The sequence below is a fragment of the Streptomyces sp. NPDC014006 genome (assembly GCF_043088925.1).
Lineage (GTDB): Bacteria > Actinomycetota > Actinomycetes > Streptomycetales > Streptomycetaceae > Streptomyces.
In genome coordinates this window covers 469,962-488,129 of sequence record NZ_JBICAJ010000004.1, presented here as the reverse complement: position 1 = coordinate 488,129, position 18,168 = coordinate 469,962, and the positions used below count along the sequence as shown (strand labels likewise).

Below are 18,168 nucleotides of genomic sequence, written 5' to 3'. Positions count from 1 at the left end.
GTCAGTGTTCGGCGTCGAAGCGGGCGAGTGTGGCGAGGACGTCGTCGAGCCAGGCGATCATCATGCGTTCGTACGCGATGCCGCCGCGCAGCACGACGTGCTGGAGTTCCCGCTCGGCGTCGAGCGGACCGTCCGCCGAGGGTTCCCCGAAGTCACGGGCCTCGCCCGCGAGGTAGTGAGCGAGGCGGCCGGTGTGCGCCTGTCGGTGCCGCTCGACCTCGCCGATCAGGGCTGCCGGATCGTCGAAGGCGGCACCCCGGATCTTCACCGCCAGGTCGTGCCGCACGCTCTCCGGCTCCGTCGGTTCGCTCAGCCACACAGAAAGCGCTTCGCGTCCGGGCTGGGCGACGGAGTACTCCTTCTTGTCCGGACGCCCGTACTGCGGGACGTCCCGGACGTCGACCCAGCCGTCGCTCTCCATCCGCTTGAGCACGCGGTAGATCTGCTGGTGGGTAGCGGTCCAGAAGTACCCGATGGACCGCTCGAACCGCCGGGCCAGCTCATAGCCGGAGCCCGGCTTCTCCAGCAGGGAAACGAGGATCGCGTGCTCGAGTGCCATGTACACGATCCTTCTATGCACCTTGTTGCATAGCAATGGTTCCGCCGTGAGACACGGCTCACCCGGGGCAGGTCGCGCAGATCATTGCGACGGCAGCATGCCGGGGGCGGGGAAACCCGGCCTGGCATGCTCGGCGGCCGCGGTGTCCTCGCTGGAGAACAGCAGGCTGTATAGGAGACCCGCTCGTTCAAGCACAGGCGGCCCCTCCCCCTGCGCCTTGGCCGCTGCGGCCCCGAGCGCTCCGCTGAAGCCCTGGCCTCGGGCCCGCGCGCCCCGGCGAGTGGTATGCGCCGGCGCACGACCGAGGTGAGCGCGCCTGGACGGACGACACGGACGGCATCGTCCGCTTCCGGCACGACCAGGGTGCCTGCTCGCCGTAGACACCAGTCAGCTCGGCCGCGAGGCGTTGGGCGAGGGCGTCGTCGCCGCAGACCACCATGTGACCGGCAGACGACGGGAGTTAGGGCTGGCACGGGGTAGGGAGAGCACACCTCGCAGAGTGCCGCAGGGGGACGAGCAGGGATTCTCACGGCCACGGCAGGCTTGGCACGACGATATCTGCCGGACGTGGGCAATGCTCCTGCTGACCGGGGTTCCTCCTCGCCCGGAGTCGGCCGTGGCAGGCGGGCATGTGCCGGGCTCGGCGTCTCTTCGACCGGCTGGGCGCGCGGCGGCCTCCACAAGGACCCTGGTTCCTTCCAGAGGGAGGTGATTCGGAAGAGTATTCACGGCAAGACAGGAGGGAACGCCGCTGGTTTGAGGGAAGCAAGTCACACGGCACAGCCCCAGCCGGTCACGCCCCCCCCCCGATGACCGGGGGGCGGCGTTTTCGCGTATCACCAGGCGCCATCTCACACATTCGGGTGGTCCCGGGGCCAGGCCCTGTCGCGTCCGGGCCTGCTGTGCCACGCTCCTGACAGGCAATCAGTTGCCTGCGCAACGCCCAGCCGCTGCCCTGACGTCACCCGACCCGCCTGCCGTTGCACCCGCTCGCGGCGCTGCAGTCCGCATCAACTGCCACCCCTGCGCAATGCCGCACCTCTCCTTCGGCTTTCTCCGGCACCGAACCTCGCCCTGCCCTGCCCAGCTCACGAAAGGCAGTCAACCGATGCCCGGATTCGCCCAGTTTCTCCGGAAGAGGGCAGCCCTCGTGCTTGCCGCGACCGGCCTGGTCTGCGCCACCCTCACCGCCCTCCCCGGGAAGGCCGATGCCGCCCGGGACGCGGTCGCCCAACCCGTCGTCGGCCAGGCGCTGTTCGATGACTTCAACTACGCCGGCTACACGGATCCGCAGCTCACCCAGCACGGCTGGACCCTGAAGTCCGGCCAGGGCGGACCCGGTGTTACGGGAGCCACCTGGCGGCCGTCGTACATCACCTTCACCACCGAGTCCGGCGGCAACTCCCTCATGACGTTGCGCGCCGGTAGCAGCGGCACGGCCTCCACCACCTCAGAGAGCGAGATCCACACGCAGCGCAAGTTCTTCCGCGGCACCTACGCCGCCCGCGTCCGCTTCAGCGACACGCCCGCGGCCGGACCGGACGGCGACCACATGGTGCAGACCTTCTTCACCATCTCGCCGCTCAACTTCCCCCTGGACCCGGACTACAGCGAACTCGATTTCGAGTACCTGCCCAACGGCGGATGGGGCATCCCCAGCAGCGCCCTGCTCGCCACCTCCTGGGAGACCTACTCGGACACCCAGGAGGTGAACATCTCCACCCAGGAGCGCGCCGGTTTCGACGGCTGGCACGACCTGGTCATCACCGTCGACACCGCGAGTGTCAACTACTACATCGACGGCAGGCTCTTCGCCTCGCACGGGGAGCCGTACCTGCCCGAGACGTCGATGGACATCCGCTTCAACCACTGGCTGATCGACCTCCTGGGCACGACCAGCAAGCGGTCACGCTCGTACGAGGAGACGGTCGACTACGTGTATCACCTCAAGGACCAGGTGCTGACCCCCACCGAGGTGCAGGGCGTCGTCGATGACTACCGGGCGCGGGGGGTGACCTTCGAGGACACCGTCTGAACCGGCGCCCACCGCAACGCCGTTCAGGAGGCGCCCTCCGCGTGGTCCGTGCCGGCGAGCGGCAGGAAGGCGGTGATCGTGGTGCCCCGGCCCTCTTCGGAGTGCACCTCAGTCCGCCCGCCGTGGTTGGCGACGATCGTGTGCACGATGGTCAGCCCGAGACCGGTTCCCGGGATGGCCTGGTCGGTGGCGTTCGAGGCGCGGAAAAACCGCTGGAAGAGCTTCTCCTGCTCGGCCGCGGGGATGCCGATGCCGGTGTCGCTGACGCTCAGGACCGCCTCCCCGTCCCGCTGGTCGGTACGGAGGCTCACCTTGCCTCCGCCGGGGGTGAACTTCACCGCGTTGGACAGCAGGTTGATCAGGACCCGGTCGAGCTGGTCGCCGTCCGCGTGCAGGACAAGCGGCTGCTCGGGGTACGTGGTCTCCAGTGAGACCGAGGCGGCATCGGCGGCCGGCCTCATCGCGTCGGCCGCCGATGCCACCAGCCGGCACAGGTCGACCGGCGTCTTCCGGGAGGTGAACGCTCCCGACTCGATGCGGGACAGAGTGAGCAGGTCCTCGATCAATGCCCGCAGCCGGTTCGCGTTGCGGTCGACGATGTCGAGCATGCGCAGCTGCGGCGGGTTGAGGGGACCGGTGTCCTCGTCCTTCAGCAACTCGATGTATCCCACGATGCTGGTCAGCGGGGTGCGCAGCTCGTGCGAGACGGTGGACAGGAAGTCGCTCTTGGCCTTGTCCAGGGCACGCAGCTTCTCCACCAGGCTCGACTCCTGCTCGTACAGCAGGGCGGTGTGCAGCGCCCGGCCGACACCACTGGCCATGGACTCGGCGATTTCCATGTCCACCGGACGCCAGGGGCGGTCGGAGCTGGTACGGGCCACGGCCACCGCACCGATCGGTTCCTCGCCCACTCCGACGGGGAAGACCACTGCGGAGTCCAGGCCCAGCTCCGCCGCGGCAGCGCGGTTCTCGGCCGGCATGCCGGTCTCCCCGAAGGAGCCGGGGGCGCCCGGGATCGGCCGGCTTTCGGAGGTGTACTGGGGCATGTCGGTGAGCAACCACACCGTTCCGCGCCGGTAGTGGTCGCGGACCACGTCGGCCGGGAGCGTGGGAATGTTTCTCCCCTCCTCCTCCGACAGCAGGCCGCGCTGTGCGGACCACACCCGGACCAGGGGAAACTCGGCACCGTCGTTCTCGGCGAGCAGGATGAAGACGTAGTCGGCGGCCAGAACCTCGCCGATGCCGCGGCACGCCGTGTCGAGGACGTAGTCGACGTCGAGGCGGTCCCTGATCCGGATGCCGGTCTCCCTCGCGGCCCCCGACAGTCTCTGCCGCTCCTGTTCGACCATGCGCAGGCGACTGCTCTCGTCCGCGAGCAGGTTGACCGACCGGGCCACCACCCTGATCTCCTCCGGACCGTCCTCGTCGGCCCGCGCCGAGTGGTCCCCCGCGGTGAGCCTGGCGAGCGTCCGCTCGGTGTTCCGCAGCGGTCTGGTCAGGGCACGGATGGTGTGCATCGAGGTGTACACGGCCACGGCGACGGCCGCGACCACCGCGACACCGAGGCCCGCGACGCCGAGCCGGATCACCGTGTCGGCGTGCTCCTCCAGACGATTCCCTTGAGCGGCCAGTCGGTTGCTCACACGGTCGTTGGTGGCCTGGAACTCCTCGAACCGCCGAGTGGCCTCACGAGTGAGCGCGGCTGCCCGCTCGCTTCTCGGGGCGGCGTGCTCCTGGTCCGCGGCGACGCGCAGATACGCTTGGAGCTGGCGCTGCTGCGTCGCGAGTTCACGTTCGTCCACCACTCCGTACGCGCGAAGGTCGTCGAGGATCGCCGGAATGGCGTCCCGGGCCATGCGGAAGGCGTCGAGTTCGGCCTGGTCGCCTGTGATCAGATAGCCGCGCATCGAACGTTGCGCGCTCACGCCCGTGTTGGCCAGACGCAGATTCTCGTCCTCGGCGGGGTGCACCCGGTGCGTGACACGGTCGTGCCGGCTCTCCAGCAGCAGCGCGCCGGTCAGCGTACCGGTCCCGCACAGCGCGATCAGCAGGGTCAGCAGTGCGAACGCGAGGCCGAGCCGACGCGCCACCGGGGCGCCGGCCCTTCCGGAAACGTTCATGCTCGATCACCTCCGCCCTCACTCACCTGACTGGAAGAGCCGAATCCGGCGCGGGTCATCGAGCCCCATTCCTGGGGGGACCGGCGCAGCCCGTCCCACAGCCCGCGCAGCCGCCACCACGCCGTCAGCTGGCGGTATCCGATGTTCTCTGCCAGCACCCCGATGAGAACGCCCCGGACGTCCCGCCACTGCGTGAACCGGTGGAAGGCGTACTCCTCCACCACGACCGACACCATGCTGACCACGAGGGCGTAGACGTAGGCCGCGAGCAGGAAGTGCCACAGAAAGTCCACGTTCACCGCGCCGACCAGCACGCCCAGGGGCACCAGGACGAGGCCCGCGAGCTCCACCAGCGGAGCCAGCAGTTCGAAGATCACGTGGAAGGGAAGGGCCAGCAACCCGATGCGGCCGTAGGCGGGGTTTCCGATCATGCGGCGGTGCTTGATCAGGATCTCCGTCAGGCCGCGGTGCCACCGCCGTCGTTGCTTGGCGAGGACCTTCCGCTGCGAGGGCGCCTCGCTCCAGGAGATCGGCTCGGTGACGAAGGCGATGCGGTAGTCGCGGCCCTGCTCGCGCATGTGCCGGTGGAGGCGGATGACCAGTTCGGCGTCCTCGCCGATGCAGTCCGGGTCCATTCCGCCGGCCGCCACCACCGCGTCCCTGCGGAACAGGCCGAAGGCACCGGCGATGATCAGCAGACCGCCGAGCCGGGACCATCCGGTGCGGCCGAGGAAGAAGGCGCGCAGATACTCGACGACCTGCACGCGTCCGAGCAGGTCGGGGGGAGCGTGCGGCTCGACCACGCGGCCGGCCACGACGGTGCAGCCGTTGGCGAGGCCGATCACCCCGCCGGTGGCGACCACCCGCATCGGGTCGTCGCTGAACGGCTTGGCCACGGCGAGCAGCGCCTGCGAGTCGAGGATCGAGTCCGCGTCGACCATGCACAGCAGCGGATAGCGCGCCAGGTTGATTCCCACGTTGAGCGCATCGGCCTTGCCGCCGTTGACCTTGCGGGCCACCACCAGGGGCACCGGGCCGCCCCGGGGCAGATGGACCGAGGTGACGTCGCCGCGTGCGGGGACGTCACGGGGGACCACGCAGTCGACCTCGACGAGGTCGAAGGCGTCCCGCAGGGCGTCCAGCGTGCCGTCGGTGGATCCGTCGTCGACGATGACGACCTCGAACACCGGGTAGCGCAGCAGCAGCATGGCCCGTACCGCTTCGACGATGCCGGCCGCCTCGTTGTGCGCGGGCATGAGCACCGAGACGGGCGGGGTGAACGGGCTGGAGGCGGCGTCGTCGTAGCCCGCGAAGCGAGCCCGGCGCGCCCTTCTGATGAACTCGCGGACCGCCAGGAGGACCAGTACCAGGTAACCGGTGTTGATGGCCAGGAAATAGATGATCACCGCGTTGTCGGTCACCGCGATCACGGTGTGCACCACGCTGAGCAGCTCCGCCCACATCCCCTCGCCGGCCGCGCTCACAACGCCACCTCCACCCGGAGGTCGTGGCGCGCACCCCCGACCTCCCATTCGTCGAGCGCGGCCCTGGCCTGGGCGGCGGCCGGTCCACCGGGACCGTCGCCCGCCGCCGCGCGCAGCGCCGCCTGCCCTGCCGGACCGAGCTTCAGCAGCGCGCGGGCCGCGGTGGCCGCCACGTGCGGGTCGGCGTCGCCGACCAGCCAGGCCAGCCGGCCTGTCGCGGCGACGGCCCCGAGACTGCCGAGGGCGCCGACCGCCACGATGCGCAGGGCGGCCGGCCCGCTGCGGCCGGCGGCCGCGAGCAGAGGTTCCAGGCCGTCGGGCATGCCGAGTCTGCCGAGCGCTCGTGCCGCTTTGATCCGTACCTCTACGGAGGGATCCTCGCGCAGCGCGCGGGCGATCACGGATGTCTGGGAGACCGCGCCGGTCGCGCCCAGCGCCTCGATCGCCACCGCCCGGACGAGGGGTTCCGGGTGCTCCAGCCCGGCCGCGACCCTGCGCTGTGCCTCCGGCCCCAGCGAGACCAGGGCACCGGTGACCACTCCGGGCGACACGGCCCGCGGTCCGTGCAGGGACTCCAGGAGGTACGGCACGGTTGCCGGATCCCCGCACCTGCCCAGCGCGCGCGCGGCGGCCAGCCGCACCTCGCCGTCGCGGTCGGCCAGCAGACGGCACAGTGCCCCGGCCGCGGGGCGGTGGCCGAGCTGACCGAGCACCTGCGCGGCGCGCCCCCGGCGGGCCGCGCTGAAGCTCGACAGATCACCGACGGCGTCCACGGCGGCGCCCCGGAGCTCGTACAGGCGGACCAGCGCCGTACGGGCCGCACCGGACACCTTGGCCAGCAGCGCCGTCAGGCTCGGCTCCAAGGCGGTCCAGGTCCGCCTGTCGGTCCCCGCAAGCAGGCTCAGCAGCTCGCTCTGCTCGTCCTCCTCCGCGCACAGCAGCTGCATCAGCAGACCGCGCACCGGTGCCACGAGGCGTTCGCGTCTGTGCCGGCGTCGGCCGCGGACGCCGCGGCCGACGACGATCATCAGGCTCAGCGTCACGACAACGGCCGGCAGACACAGCAGCGCGCCGCGCACGATACCGGGGGGAATCACCGTTCCACCCGGCTGAGCAGCGCGGTGACCCGGCTGGACAGCTCGCGGGGGCTGAAGGGCTTGATGATGTAGTCGTCGGCACCCGCCGCGAAGCCGACCTCGACGTCCCCCTCCTGTGACCGCGCGGTGATCATGATGACGGGGAGCGTCGCGGTCCTGGGCGCGGCGCGCAGTGCCCGGCACACGTCCAGGCCCGACATCCCCGGCATCCGTATGTCGAGCAGGGCCAGGTCCACCGTGTCCTCGCGCGCCGCTTGCAGCGCCGCCAGGCCGTCCTCCACGGCCGTGACCCGGTGACCGCTCTGGGTCAGCTTGAACGCCACCAGTCCGCGGATGTCCGCGTCGTCGTCGGCTATCAGGACGTGGGCCATTGCCATTACTCCTCCTGTGACACGGAACTCCGGTAGGACTCCAGGAGCCGGGCCACGGACGACTGCCGGAACGGCTTGGCCAGCAGTGCGTCCGCGAGGTCGAGCAGGTCCTCCGGGTCGAGTACCGAGGAGACGACCAGATGGCAGCTCTGCGTACGCTCGTCCGCCCGTAGCCTGCGGATGACCTCCCGGCCGTCGATGCCGGGCAGCATCACATCGATGACCGCGATGTCCGGAGGGTCGGCGAAGGCGAGGTCGAGCCCCTGTTCCCCGGAAGATGCGACGGTCACGGGGCACCCCAGCTCGCGGAAGTGCCGTGCCAGCAGGGCGCTCACGTCCGGGTCGTCCTCGATCACGAGTACGCGCGGTGGCACCATCACCGTCCTGTCCACTAAGCAAGACCGTCTTCCACCAAAAGTAGGGCCGAAGTGTCACCTTGGCCACATTTATCCCATCCGCCCCATCGGGGCCGGCCTCCCCTGACGGGAGGTCGGCCTTCCTGCTGCCGGGCACGGTACGACCACTCCCCCGTGCCAGGCCCGGCTTCCTGCTTCCCGTTCCTCCAGCCCGAGGAGCTGATGACGGCGCCCCACCCCGGCAGCTCCCGTACCCCAGCGCACCGGCACGCCGAAGCGGGCGACGGCCACGCGCCCACGGGCACCAGAGGCCGGAACCGGACCGCCATCCGGTCGCCTCCGCTGCTGCCGTCTCGCCTCCTGTCCGTCGAGGCCGGGGCCGCCCGGACCTGCCGAGCTCAGCGCGCCACGGCGCGAGACAGCCGTGGCATGGCCAGGCAGACCGTAAGGGCGGCGAGCAGGGCCGCCGAGCACGGCACCCAGTAGCCGGCCGAGGCCCCCGCCGCGTCGGCCGCCCACCCGGCCACGGCGTAGCCCAGCGCCACCCCCACGGAGAGGCCTGAGACGATCCAGGTGATGCTCTCAGTGAGCAGAGCAGCCGGGGCAAGGCGGCTTACCAGCTCCATGGTGTTGATCAGGGTCGGTGCGAGGCACATGCCCGCCACGAAGAGCATCGCCGACAGCGCCGCCAGGCCCGGCACGAACAGCAACGGTGCCGTCGCCAGCGCCATCACCCAGACACTGATGAGTAACCGCCATGTGATCTCCCGCCGCGGCCTGATCGTGCCGAAGACCATGCCCGCCAGGCAGGACCCGAGCGCGTACGCCCCGAGCAGCAGGCCGGAGAGCGCTTTGTGGTGGTGTGCGCCTGCGAAGGCCAATGTCGCGACCTCCACCGAACCGTAGGTCGCCCCCACCGAGGTCAGCGTCAGCGCCAAGAGGCCGAGTCCTGGGGTCCGCAGTGCCCCGCCCTGCGCACGCAGCGGCTCGGGGCGTACCGGCGGTTCCGTGCGCTGCTGACCGGCGAACAGCATGACGCCGACGGCAAGCAGGACCGCGGCCGCCAGCGGTCCAGCCTCGGCACTGACCCCGGTGGACAGTGTGATGGCCAGAATCGGGCCCACGACGTAGATCACCTCGTCGAGCAGCGACTCCAGCGAGTATGCCGTGTGCAGCAGATGCTGTGACGCCCGGTGGATCTCAGCCCAGCGGGACCTGACGAGCGCACCCATACTGGGCATGCAGCCCGCCACAGCTGCCGCGATGTACAGCGTCCAGTCCGGTGCGGCATACCGGGCGCACAGCACGAGACCACAGATGGCAGCGACCGACACAGCCATCGCCGGAACGACCACGCGACGTTGGCCGTGGCGGTCGACCAGTCGGGAGACCTGCGGTCCTATCGCCGCGGTGGCGAGTGCCTGGGTGGCGGAGACCGAGCCGGCGAGCCGGTACTGGCTCCCGAGCTGCGACAGCATGGTGACAATGCCGACGCTGATCATCGACAACGGAACCCGCGCGACGAAGCCCGCAGCGCAGAAGAGCAGGCTGCCCGCAGGGGAGAAGATCCGGCGGTAATCCGCAAGCATGGTCCTCCATGCTTCGTCAGCAGCTGATGGTCGCCGCGGGGGACCGATCCGGTTTCAACAGCTCCCCAGCCGCCATTTTCGCGCGTTTCTCGGTGTCCCGCGACGTGACGTGAATCCGTGCGGATGCGTGCGGGCGCCCGGCATCTCTCCCTGCGTGTGCGGGAAATGAAGATCCGGGTAAGGTGGATGGCAGAACATGTCGATGTCCCGGCAAGAAGGAGCCCCCGGTACCGGAGATCGCGTAGACCCGGCAACCGCGTATGCAGGTAAGGGCGTTCATAGGCGACCGGGCCGACTCACGGCCCCGGAGAATTCCCCTCCACCAGCCCGATCCCTCGGGCTTCTCCGCTGTGGCTCGGCGCCGTGCGCCCGCCCCGGTCCGCCCACTAATGGCGTTCCCAGGAGGTGAGTGGGGTGGACGCGCGACTGCGAAACCAGGCCGCGATGGTCGCCGTCAGCACATGCATCATCGCGCTGACCGCCGTGTACTACGTCTTTCCGGAACAGCGGCTGCTCTTCGTCGCCATGGGAATGGCCGGAGTCGTCGGTATCCTCCTGGGTGTCTTTCTCAACCGCCCGGCACACAGGCGTCCCTGGCTGCTGCTCGCCACGGGAAACTTCGCCTTCGCCGCGGGCGAGGCCACCCAGATCGTCTACATCCAGTTTCTCCACGAGCAAAGCCCGTTTCCGTCGGTCGCCGACGGGTTCTACCTCGCGGCATATCCGCTCTACGCGGCCGGACTGCTGGGCTTCGTCCACTGGCGTACGGGGTGGCGCGACCGAGCGAGCCTCGTGGACGCACTGACGCTCACCGTCGGCCTGGCCCTGCTGTCCTGGCTCTTCCTCATCGAGCCGTTCAGCCACATCCAGGGACTCACCTGGGTGCAGAAGGCCTTCTCCATGGCCTACCCTCTCGGCGACATCCTCGTCCTGGCGATGCTGCTGCGCCTGCTCGCCGGCGGCGGCGGCAGGGGCCGCTCACTCATGCTCCTCACCGCCGGTACCGTCGGCCTGCTCGCCTCCGACGTGGCCTACGGCCTGATTCAGCTGAACGGGACTTGGAAAACGGGCACGCTCGTCGACTTGGGCTGGGCCGTCCTGTACGGCGCCTGGGCGGCCGCCGCACTCGATCCGTCCATGCGGTCGCTCACCCAACCGGGTGAATGGCGTCCCGATACCGGCACGGGCCGGCTGAGCCTGCTCACCCTGGCGTCGCTGATCGCGCCGACCATCCTCCTCGTGCAAGCCGTGCGCGGCGTGAACGCCAACGGCGGCGTCATCGGGGTGTTCTCCGCGGTGCTCTTCGTTCTCGTGCTCTACCGCCTGGCGGGCGTGGCGACGACCCACCGGCAGGCGGTGGGCCGAGAGAAGGTGCTGCGCATCGCCGTGTCGGCGCTGGGCCAGGCGAGTGACACGCAGAATGTGGCCGTAGCCGTCCACTCCGCGGTGACGTCGCTGATGGCACACAGTCCGGCCTCGTCGGCGCTGCTCATCGTGCCGGACAACACCCTCTGGCTGAACGGGACGCGCGACCGCGAACGCCTTCCCGTGTCCGCGTGGGTGACCGGAGCCGTACGGGACCTGGCCGAATCCGGCGAGAACCGCCTGGTCCCCCTCGACGCCCTGATGCCCGATCTCGCCGCCCGCCTCGTGGACCCGGCCGGGGAACCGGTCGGCACCAGGCAGGCGCTGGTCTGCCCGCTCGCCTCGCAGGATCACCCCTGTGGTGAACCGCTGATCGGTGCGTGCATCGTGGCCGGGGACGAGCGGGACCTGCTCGTATTGCGTGAGACGCTCACAACTCTCGCCGCGCAGAGCGCACTTGCCGTGACGCGGCTGGCCCTCTCCGAGGAGGTCAATCAGCGCCACAGCGAGGCGTACTTCCGCACCCTCGTACAGAACGCCTCTGACGTCATCCTGATCCTCGACGAAGACGATCGGGTCCGTTATGCCAGCCCCTCCGCAGACCAACTGCTCGGCGTTCCGGATCTGGAGGGCGCACAGCTCATCGATCTGGTGCCGCCGCAGGACAGCCGCGCGGTGGTCGAGACGCTCGACCGTATACGCAGGCATGATGACCAGGGCAACCGCGAGCACTGGCGCATGGTCCGGGCCGACCGGGCGACCATCGAGGTCGAGGTGAGGTGGAGCGACCTGCGCGAGGAGGCCACGGTCGGCGGGGTGGTACTCACCCTGCGGGACGTGACCGAACAGCTCAAGCTCGAACGCGAACTGACGCACCGGGCATTCCACGACTCGCTGACCGGCCTGGCCAACCGCGTGCTCTTCCAGGACCGGGTCAGCCACGCCCTGGTGCAGGCTCAGCGCGACGGCACAGTGGTCGGTGTGCTCTTCGTGGACGTGGACAACTTCAAGGTCGTCAACGACCTGCACGGCCACAGTGTGGGCGACGAACTCCTGGTCGCCCTGGCCCTCCGGCTGCAGACCACTGTCCGGGCTTCTGACACCGCCGCACGCATCGGCGGCGACGAGTTCGCCCTGCTGGTGGAGGGCTCGGCCACGTCGGTGGGTGTGGAGCGGTTCACCGAGCACGTGACGAGCGCGTTCGCCAAGCCGTTCCGGCTCAGCGTGGGGCCGGTGACCGCGTACGCCAGCATCGGCGTCGCGACGACGGAGGACAGCGTCGACTCGATCGAACTGCTCAGACACGCCGACCTCGCGCTGTACGCCGCGAAGACGGCGGGCAAGCGGCAGTGGCGCCGCTATCACCCCGAGTTGCAGAGCGGCATGGCCGAGCGCGCCAAGTTGCAGGCGGGACTGGACACTTCGCCGATCGAGACCTCGTTCATGGTGCTCTACCAGCCCATTGTGGAGCTGGCCAGCGGGCGGATCACCGGCTTCGAGGCGCTCGTTCGCTGGCCGCACTCCACGCGCGGCATGGTGCTGCCGGAGGAGTTCATCACGCTGGCCGAGGAGAGCGGGCAGATCGTTCCGCTCGGTGCCTGGGTGCTCGACCAGGCCGCCGCCGAGGCTGTCCGGTGGAAGGGCTCCGTGCAGCGTGAGGGTGCGTCTGGCCGCACAGCTCCTTACGTCAGCGTGAACGTGTCGCCACGTCAGTTCCGCGACGAGCATTTCCGCGAGATGATCCAGCGTGCCCTGGACCTCTCCGGCATAGAACCGCGCTCCCTGGTTCTGGAACTGACAGAGAGTGTGTTGATGTACAACGACGAACGTATCCGGGCTGAAATGAGATCGCTCACCGACCTTGGTATCCGCATCGCGATTGATGATTTCGGAACGGGTTACTCGTCACTCAGCTATCTGCGGGAATTCCCGATCTCGATTCTCAAGATCGACAAATCGTTCGTTGACGAACTCGGACGCTCGCCTGAGCAGTACGCCCTGGTCGAGGGGATCACACACCTCGCGGACACACTTGGTCTCATGGTGATCGCCGAAGGAGTGGAGAACGTGAGACAACGGGATGCGCTGATCTCCATGGGCTGCCGGTTCGCACAGGGGTACCTCTTCGCCGAGCCGATCGGAGCCGAGGAGGCGGAGCAGCTCGTCCTCGCACCGCCGCTCGGCCGAGTGGCCGACTTGTCTGAGGCCGCCAAGGGACGGTGAGCGGTGATCGAGCGCTGACGGCGGGAGGCCCTCTCCCGATGGCGGCAGGGGGTTGCTCCGCATGGCGCCGGCGAGGCAGGAGACCGAAGGTGACGGAACGTGATGAAAGGCCGGCAGACTCTGCCGCACTGTGCGTCGTGCTGTGCAACGACGAGGAGCAGTACGCGATCTGGCCCGCCGATCGCCGGATTCCGGCCGGTTGGCGCCAGGTCGGCGGACCGGCACCGGCCCCATCATGTGCGAGCCTGGTCGATCGCCTGTGGACCGATATGCGGCCCGCGAGCGCCCGGAGCCGGCGCTTGGCTCCGGGAGCCGCACCGAGCACCGTGCCTGAAATGGTCCGGGATCGCGCGCGGCGTGCGCCGTCCGCTCCGGCGGTCCTCTCGGACGAGGGCCGGCTCAGCTACGCCGAGCTGACCGATCACGCCGACCAGCTGGCTCACGAGCTGCGCACCTGGGGTGTGGGTGCGGAGTCCGTCGTCACCGTGTGTCACGACCGCATGCCCGAACTGGTCGTCGCACTCCTGGCAGTGCTCAACTCCGGTGGCGCGTTCCTCCCCCTCGACCCGGCGACTCCACGGCGGCGGATGGTCCAACTGGTCGGGGAGACCGGCTCAAGCATCGTCATCACCAGCCGCGAGCACGCGCCGCTGTTCGCCGGATGCGAGGCGCGGATCGTTCATGCCAAAAGACCTTCCCCGCAAGCACAGACGGGACTTCGTCCGCCGGACGGTCCCCTTCCGGACGATCTCGCCTACGTGATCTACACCTCCGGATCCACCGGCCCTCCCAAGGGCGTGATGGTCACTCACCGGTCGATGGCTTACTCCCTCACCGCTGTGGCCCGGGCGTACGAGCTGACGCCCGGTGACCGGGTGCTGCACGCCGCGGCACTCGGCTTCGACACCTCACTGGAGCAGATTTTCGCCACGCTGATCAGCGGCGCGACGCTCGTCCTCGCGGGAACCCGGACCTGGGCGCCGACTGACCTGCTGCCCCGCCTCCCCGAGTACGGGATCACGGTCGCCGACCTGACTCCCGCCTACTGGCGGCAGCTCCTGTCCTCCGCAGACCGCGGTGAGGACCTCGCCTCGCTGAGGCTCGCCATCGTCGGCGGGGAGATCGTCACCACGGCGGACTGCCGCGCCATTCTGCGCCGGATTCCCGGTGTGCGGCTCGTCAACGCCTACGGACTCACCGAGACCACTATCACCTCTACGCTGTGCGACCTGAACCAGGAGACGCTCGCCGCGCCGGACACCGCCGTGGCCCCGGTCGGCAGGCCCCTGATAGGCAGTCACGTCCATCTGCTCGACGCCGGACTGCACCCGGTGCGGCCGGGCGAGCGCGGCGAGATCTACATCGGGGGCCCGGGGCTGGCGCGCGGTGTGTGGTGTCAGCCCGCCCTCACAGCGCAGCAGTTCCTGCCCGACCCGCACGGCCTGGCCCCGGGAGACCGCATGTACCGCACCGGGGACCTGGGCCGCTGGCGTCAGGACGGCAACCTGGAGGTCATGGGCCGGGTCGACGACCAGCTGAAGATCCGCGGGTTCCGCGTCGATCCGGCCGAGGTCGAGGCCGCCCTCGCCTCCCATCCGGAGGTCGGCCAGGCGATGGTGGTGGCCCGGGCACGCAACCACGGCGACCGGGACCTCGTCGCGTACTACACGCCGTCCTCGCCGGTGGCCGACGGTGAGGGGGAGCTGCGTGCACGACTTCGGTCGGCACTCGCCGAGACCCTGCCGAGCTACATGATCCCGGCGGTCTTCCGCGCCGTGGAGCAGCTGCCCCTCACGCCCGGCGGAAAGGTCGATCGCCGGGCCGCGTTGGAACCCGCGACCGCGGCGCCGAAGACGGCCGGCGCCGAAGACCGTCCGGTGCCCCAGGGGATGGCCCAGTTGTGGCGCCAGATCCTGGATGTGGAGAATATCCGTCCGCACGACGACTTCTTCGAGCTGGGCGGCAACTCGCTGCTGGCCATGGAGATGCTCGCCCGAACCCGCGTCATTTTTGGTATCGGCGTCTCGCAGATCCGCGACCTGACCCGTTCCCTGCTGCGGCATCCGACGCTCGAGGCATTCGCCGAGTCCGTGCGCCAGGCACGTGCAGGTACACTGGCCCGCCTGGGCGGCGGCAGCGTCGACTTCGCCGCCGAGACCGATCGGCGCATTCCGGCGATCGGCGTCGAAGGACCGGCTCCCACCTCCGCGCGCCCCGGCGACGTCCTCCTCACCGGCGCGACGGGATTCTGCGGTGCGTACATGATCGACGAGCTGCTGCGCAGGACGACGGGGCGGATCATGTGCCTGGTCCGGGCCTCCGACGAGCAGCACGGCATGGAGCGGCTGCGTGCGAGCCATGAGCGGTTCGTGTGCAGCGACCTGCCTGGTGGAGGGCGCGTCCAACCGGTCGTCGGGGACCTGGGCAAGCCGCTCCTGGGCCTGTCACCCGACCGGTTCGAGGAGCTGGGATCGGCCATCGACGCCATCTACCACTTCGGCGGCCAGGTCAACTTCATCTATCCGTACCACGACTTGCGCGCGGCCAATGTCGATGGCACCTACGAGATCATCCGCCTCGCCGCCGGCCGGGCCGTCCCCCTGCACTTCACCTCCAGCATGGCGGTGCTGGCCGGATTCGGGCCCGCCGGGGTACGCGAGGTGACGGAGAGCACGCCGCTGGGCTTCCCGGAGTATCTGTCGGTGGGCTACGTGGAGACCAAGTGGGTCGCCGAGGCGCTGTTGCGGAAGGCGGCCGACGCGGGCCTGCCGGTCGCCATCTACCGCCTGATGGACATCACAGGCAGAAGCGGAAGCGGTGTGATGAACACCAGCAGCGAGATGGCCGCTCTCATCGGCTTCATCGCGCGGACCGGGCTGTGCCCCGACGTCCCGCTTCCGCTGGATTTCCTGCCGGCCGACCTCTTCACTCGCGCGCTCGGCCACATATCCACCCGCTGTCCGGCTCGTGGTCAGGTCTACCACCTCACCAATCCCCGGCCCGTACTGCTGGATTCACTCGCCGAACGCCTGCGTGAGCAGGGTCATCCCATCCAGGTGCTCCCGTACGCGGAGTGGATCGGCGCTCTGGTGGCGTACGCGGCCGTGCACCCCACAGACCCGATCACGCCGTTCGTCCCGCTCTTCGTCGACCGGTGCGCCCGCGCCGACATCACCGTGAGCGAGATGTACTTCCGGGGCGTCTTCCCGGAGTTCACCAGTTGCAACGCCGAGCAGGCCCTGGCGGACGCCCGCATGGACATCATGCCCGTCGACGCGGAGATGCTCGACCTCCACATCGACTTCCTCCAGCATGCGGAGTACCTCCGGCCGGTGACGAAGCGCGAACAAGGATCGACGCGGTGGTGAACCGATGCCCCAGCTGGGAGGCGCTGGATGTAGGGAAAGCGCCACCCGACGGTCCGGCGGCCTTCTGTGCCGACCTGTCTCACACCAGTCTCCTGGCGGCCTACCGCGCCGGGTACTACCCCTTCCCGGCACCCGACGAGTACGCCCGCGCCCTCAACGAGGTGGTCTACGGCGATCAGGTCGAGGAGGGCCGCATCCCGCTCGTGGGGGATGAATCGGCCGACCCCTACGCAGTCTCGTGGTGGTCGCCCGACCCCAGGCCGGTGCTGCCTGTCTCCGCCATGCATCTGAGCCGGAGCCTCGCCCGGCGGTTGCGCAATCGGCTGCCGTGGTGGACCAGCCTGGACCTTGGCTTCGAGCGGGTGGTACGCGAATGCCGAACGGACCGTGTGCCTCAGTGGCTCACCGATGAGCTGATCACCAGCCTGGTCCGCTTGCATGATCTGGGTCATGCGCACAGCGTCGAGGTGTGGGAGGACGGCGATCTCGTCGGTGGGGTCTTCGGCCTGCTGATCGGACCGGTTTTCAGCATGGACTCGATGTTCTTCCGCCGTCCCGGTGCCTCGAAAGTGGCAGTGACCGACCTCGCGGTGCGCTTCGCACAGGCCGGTGGCGTGCTGCTCGACGCTCAGCGGGACAGCCCGCTCGTCCGCAGCATGGGTGGCGCTCTCCTGACCCGGCAGGAGTACGTGCGTCTCCTGCGCAGCACGCCGCGGGACGGCCTCCCGATGCCTGCCGTCACCTTGCCCGCCAGCCGCCTCGCCCAGCCTGCGGACACATGCTCAGCGGACGGTCCCGCAACTCACTGACCCGCCGTCGGACTCGCCCAAAAGCTGAGCCTTGAGGGTGAGGACCATGGTGCGCAGCCGGCCAGGGTGGAGGTCGGCGTAGGTGCGTCCGAGCAGCACGCCGTAGTGGATGCCGTACCGGTTCCGCTCTCTCGAACGTCTTCGCACCAGGACGGCCCACGGGATCAGGGGATGGTGCGGGCCGGCGCAATGCGCAGGCGCGCAGGGTTTCGTGACCCATCGTCAGGCGCGCAGGACGACCTTTCCGGCGACGGTGCCGGATTCGGCCAGCCGCATTGCCTCGGCGACCCGGGTGAGCGGCAGCTCGGCGGCGATCTGTGCGGTGATCTCGCCGCGTCCGAGCGCTTCGAACACCTCGGTGAGGTCGGCACGCAGGCGGGCCCGGAAGCGGTTGCGGCTGAGGGTCCGCCCCGCCCAGACGTTGAAGAAATAGGCGCGGCGGCGGTTGGGCAGCGCGTTCCACAACCACACGCGGCCGAGCAGTTTGAGCACGGGCCACTGCTTGGAACCCTGGTCGTCCCGCGTGGAGGCACTGCCGTAGGAGATGAGCGCGCCACCGGGCGCGAGCAGGCACCAGGAGTCGACGATGCTGCGGCCGCCGACGTGGTCGAAGACGGCGTCCACACCGCCCAGGGCGAGCTCGCGGACGCGGGCCGCAGCGCGGGCGAACTGGGACGACCGCACGGCCTGCCGGTCAGCGCCGGGCACGGTGTCGGAGCTGAACGTGGCGAACGACAACGACCTGCGGAAGGCGTCCATCAACCGCATGCCGAAGTCCGCCGGCGGCTGCCC

The 18,168-nt window shown here is 69.5% G+C and carries 11 protein-coding genes and 1 pseudogene; 4 read left to right on the top strand and 8 right to left on the bottom strand.

The features are described from left to right. Position 1: 1 nt before the first annotated feature. On the bottom strand, positions 2–559 hold the full coding sequence (locus ACF1GV_RS17590; RefSeq protein WP_391681335.1) for a PadR family transcriptional regulator: 558 nt from the start codon (positions 557–559) through the stop codon (positions 2–4). 1,150 nt (positions 560–1,709) lie between these two features. Between ACF1GV_RS17590 and ACF1GV_RS17585 the strand changes: the two genes are divergently transcribed. Then, entirely contained in the window at positions 1,710–2,594 is an 885-nt protein-coding gene (locus tag ACF1GV_RS17585) for a glycoside hydrolase family 16 protein (RefSeq protein WP_391681333.1), read from the top strand. A 23-nt stretch (positions 2,595–2,617) separates the two neighbouring features. On the opposite strand, the gene ACF1GV_RS17580 is transcribed toward ACF1GV_RS17585, so the two are convergent. The 6 genes from ACF1GV_RS17580 to ACF1GV_RS17555 all read right to left on the bottom strand — a co-directional run bounded on the left by ACF1GV_RS17580 (position 2,618) and on the right by ACF1GV_RS17555 (position 9,611). Further along, positions 2,618–4,714, bottom strand: a complete 2,097-nt coding sequence (locus ACF1GV_RS17580) for an ATP-binding protein (RefSeq protein WP_391681330.1) — start codon at positions 4,712–4,714, stop codon at positions 2,618–2,620. Next, positions 4,711–6,198, bottom strand: coding sequence for a glycosyltransferase (locus ACF1GV_RS17575; protein ID WP_391681328.1), 1,488 nt, complete (start codon positions 6,196–6,198; stop codon positions 4,711–4,713). The genes ACF1GV_RS17580 and ACF1GV_RS17575 overlap by 4 nt, the downstream gene beginning before the upstream one ends. Continuing rightward, positions 6,195–7,295 carry a HEAT repeat domain-containing protein gene (locus ACF1GV_RS17570; protein ID WP_391681326.1) on the bottom strand — a complete coding sequence of 367 codons (1,101 nt, stop codon included), beginning with the start codon at positions 7,293–7,295 and terminating at the stop codon, positions 6,195–6,197. Before ACF1GV_RS17570 ends, ACF1GV_RS17575 begins: the two co-directional genes overlap by 4 nt. Continuing rightward, positions 7,292–7,666, bottom strand: coding sequence for a response regulator (locus ACF1GV_RS17565; protein ID WP_363263072.1), 375 nt, complete (start codon positions 7,664–7,666; stop codon positions 7,292–7,294). The genes ACF1GV_RS17570 and ACF1GV_RS17565 overlap by 4 nt, the downstream gene beginning before the upstream one ends. A gap of 5 nt (positions 7,667–7,671) precedes the next feature. Continuing rightward, on the bottom strand, positions 7,672–8,043 hold the full coding sequence (locus ACF1GV_RS17560; RefSeq protein ID WP_391681324.1) for a response regulator transcription factor: 372 nt from the start codon (positions 8,041–8,043) through the stop codon (positions 7,672–7,674). Positions 8,044–8,420: 377 nt separating this feature from the next. Continuing rightward, positions 8,421–9,611 carry an MFS transporter gene (locus ACF1GV_RS17555; protein WP_391681322.1) on the bottom strand — a complete coding sequence of 397 codons (1,191 nt, stop codon included), beginning with the start codon at positions 9,609–9,611 and terminating at the stop codon, positions 8,421–8,423. A 414-nt stretch (positions 9,612–10,025) separates the two neighbouring features. On the opposite strand from ACF1GV_RS17555, the gene ACF1GV_RS17550 reads away from it, so the two are divergent. The 3 genes from ACF1GV_RS17550 (at position 10,026) to ACF1GV_RS17540 (ending at position 17,376) form a co-directional block, all read left to right on the top strand. Beyond that, positions 10,026–13,199: a putative bifunctional diguanylate cyclase/phosphodiesterase gene (locus ACF1GV_RS17550; RefSeq protein WP_391681319.1), complete on the top strand. Its 3,174-nt coding sequence runs from the start codon at positions 10,026–10,028 to the stop codon at positions 13,197–13,199. Positions 13,200–13,288: 89 nt separating this feature from the next. Next, positions 13,289–16,567 carry an amino acid adenylation domain-containing protein gene (locus tag ACF1GV_RS17545; protein WP_391681316.1) on the top strand — a complete coding sequence of 1,093 codons (3,279 nt, stop codon included), beginning with the start codon at positions 13,289–13,291 and terminating at the stop codon, positions 16,565–16,567. After that, a complete protein-coding gene (locus ACF1GV_RS17540; RefSeq protein WP_391681313.1) occupies positions 16,561–17,376 on the top strand; it encodes a leucyl/phenylalanyl-tRNA--protein transferase in 816 nt (271 codons plus the stop codon). The genes ACF1GV_RS17545 and ACF1GV_RS17540 overlap by 7 nt, the downstream gene beginning before the upstream one ends. 222 nt (positions 17,377–17,598) lie before the next feature. On the opposite strand, the pseudogene ACF1GV_RS17535 reads toward ACF1GV_RS17540, so the two are convergent. After that, positions 17,599–18,168 (bottom strand): annotated as a pseudogene (locus ACF1GV_RS17535) (zinc-binding dehydrogenase); the annotation flags it as partial.

Excerpts from the sequence above, each read along its gene's own strand:
- ACF1GV_RS17565 (WP_363263072.1), bottom strand. The coding sequence starts at position 7,666 with ATGGCCCACGTCCTGATAGCCGACGACGACGCGGACATCCGCGGACTG.
- ACF1GV_RS17560 (WP_391681324.1), bottom strand. The coding sequence starts at position 8,043 with ATGGTGCCACCGCGCGTACTCGTGATCGAGGACGACCCGGACGTGAGC.
- ACF1GV_RS17590 (WP_391681335.1), bottom strand. The coding sequence starts at position 559 with ATGGCACTCGAGCACGCGATCCTCGTTTCCCTGCTGGAGAAGCCGGGC.
- ACF1GV_RS17555 (WP_391681322.1), bottom strand. The coding sequence starts at position 9,611 with ATGCTTGCGGATTACCGCCGGATCTTCTCCCCTGCGGGCAGCCTGCTC.
- ACF1GV_RS17580 (WP_391681330.1), bottom strand. The coding sequence starts at position 4,714 with ATGAACGTTTCCGGAAGGGCCGGCGCCCCGGTGGCGCGTCGGCTCGGC.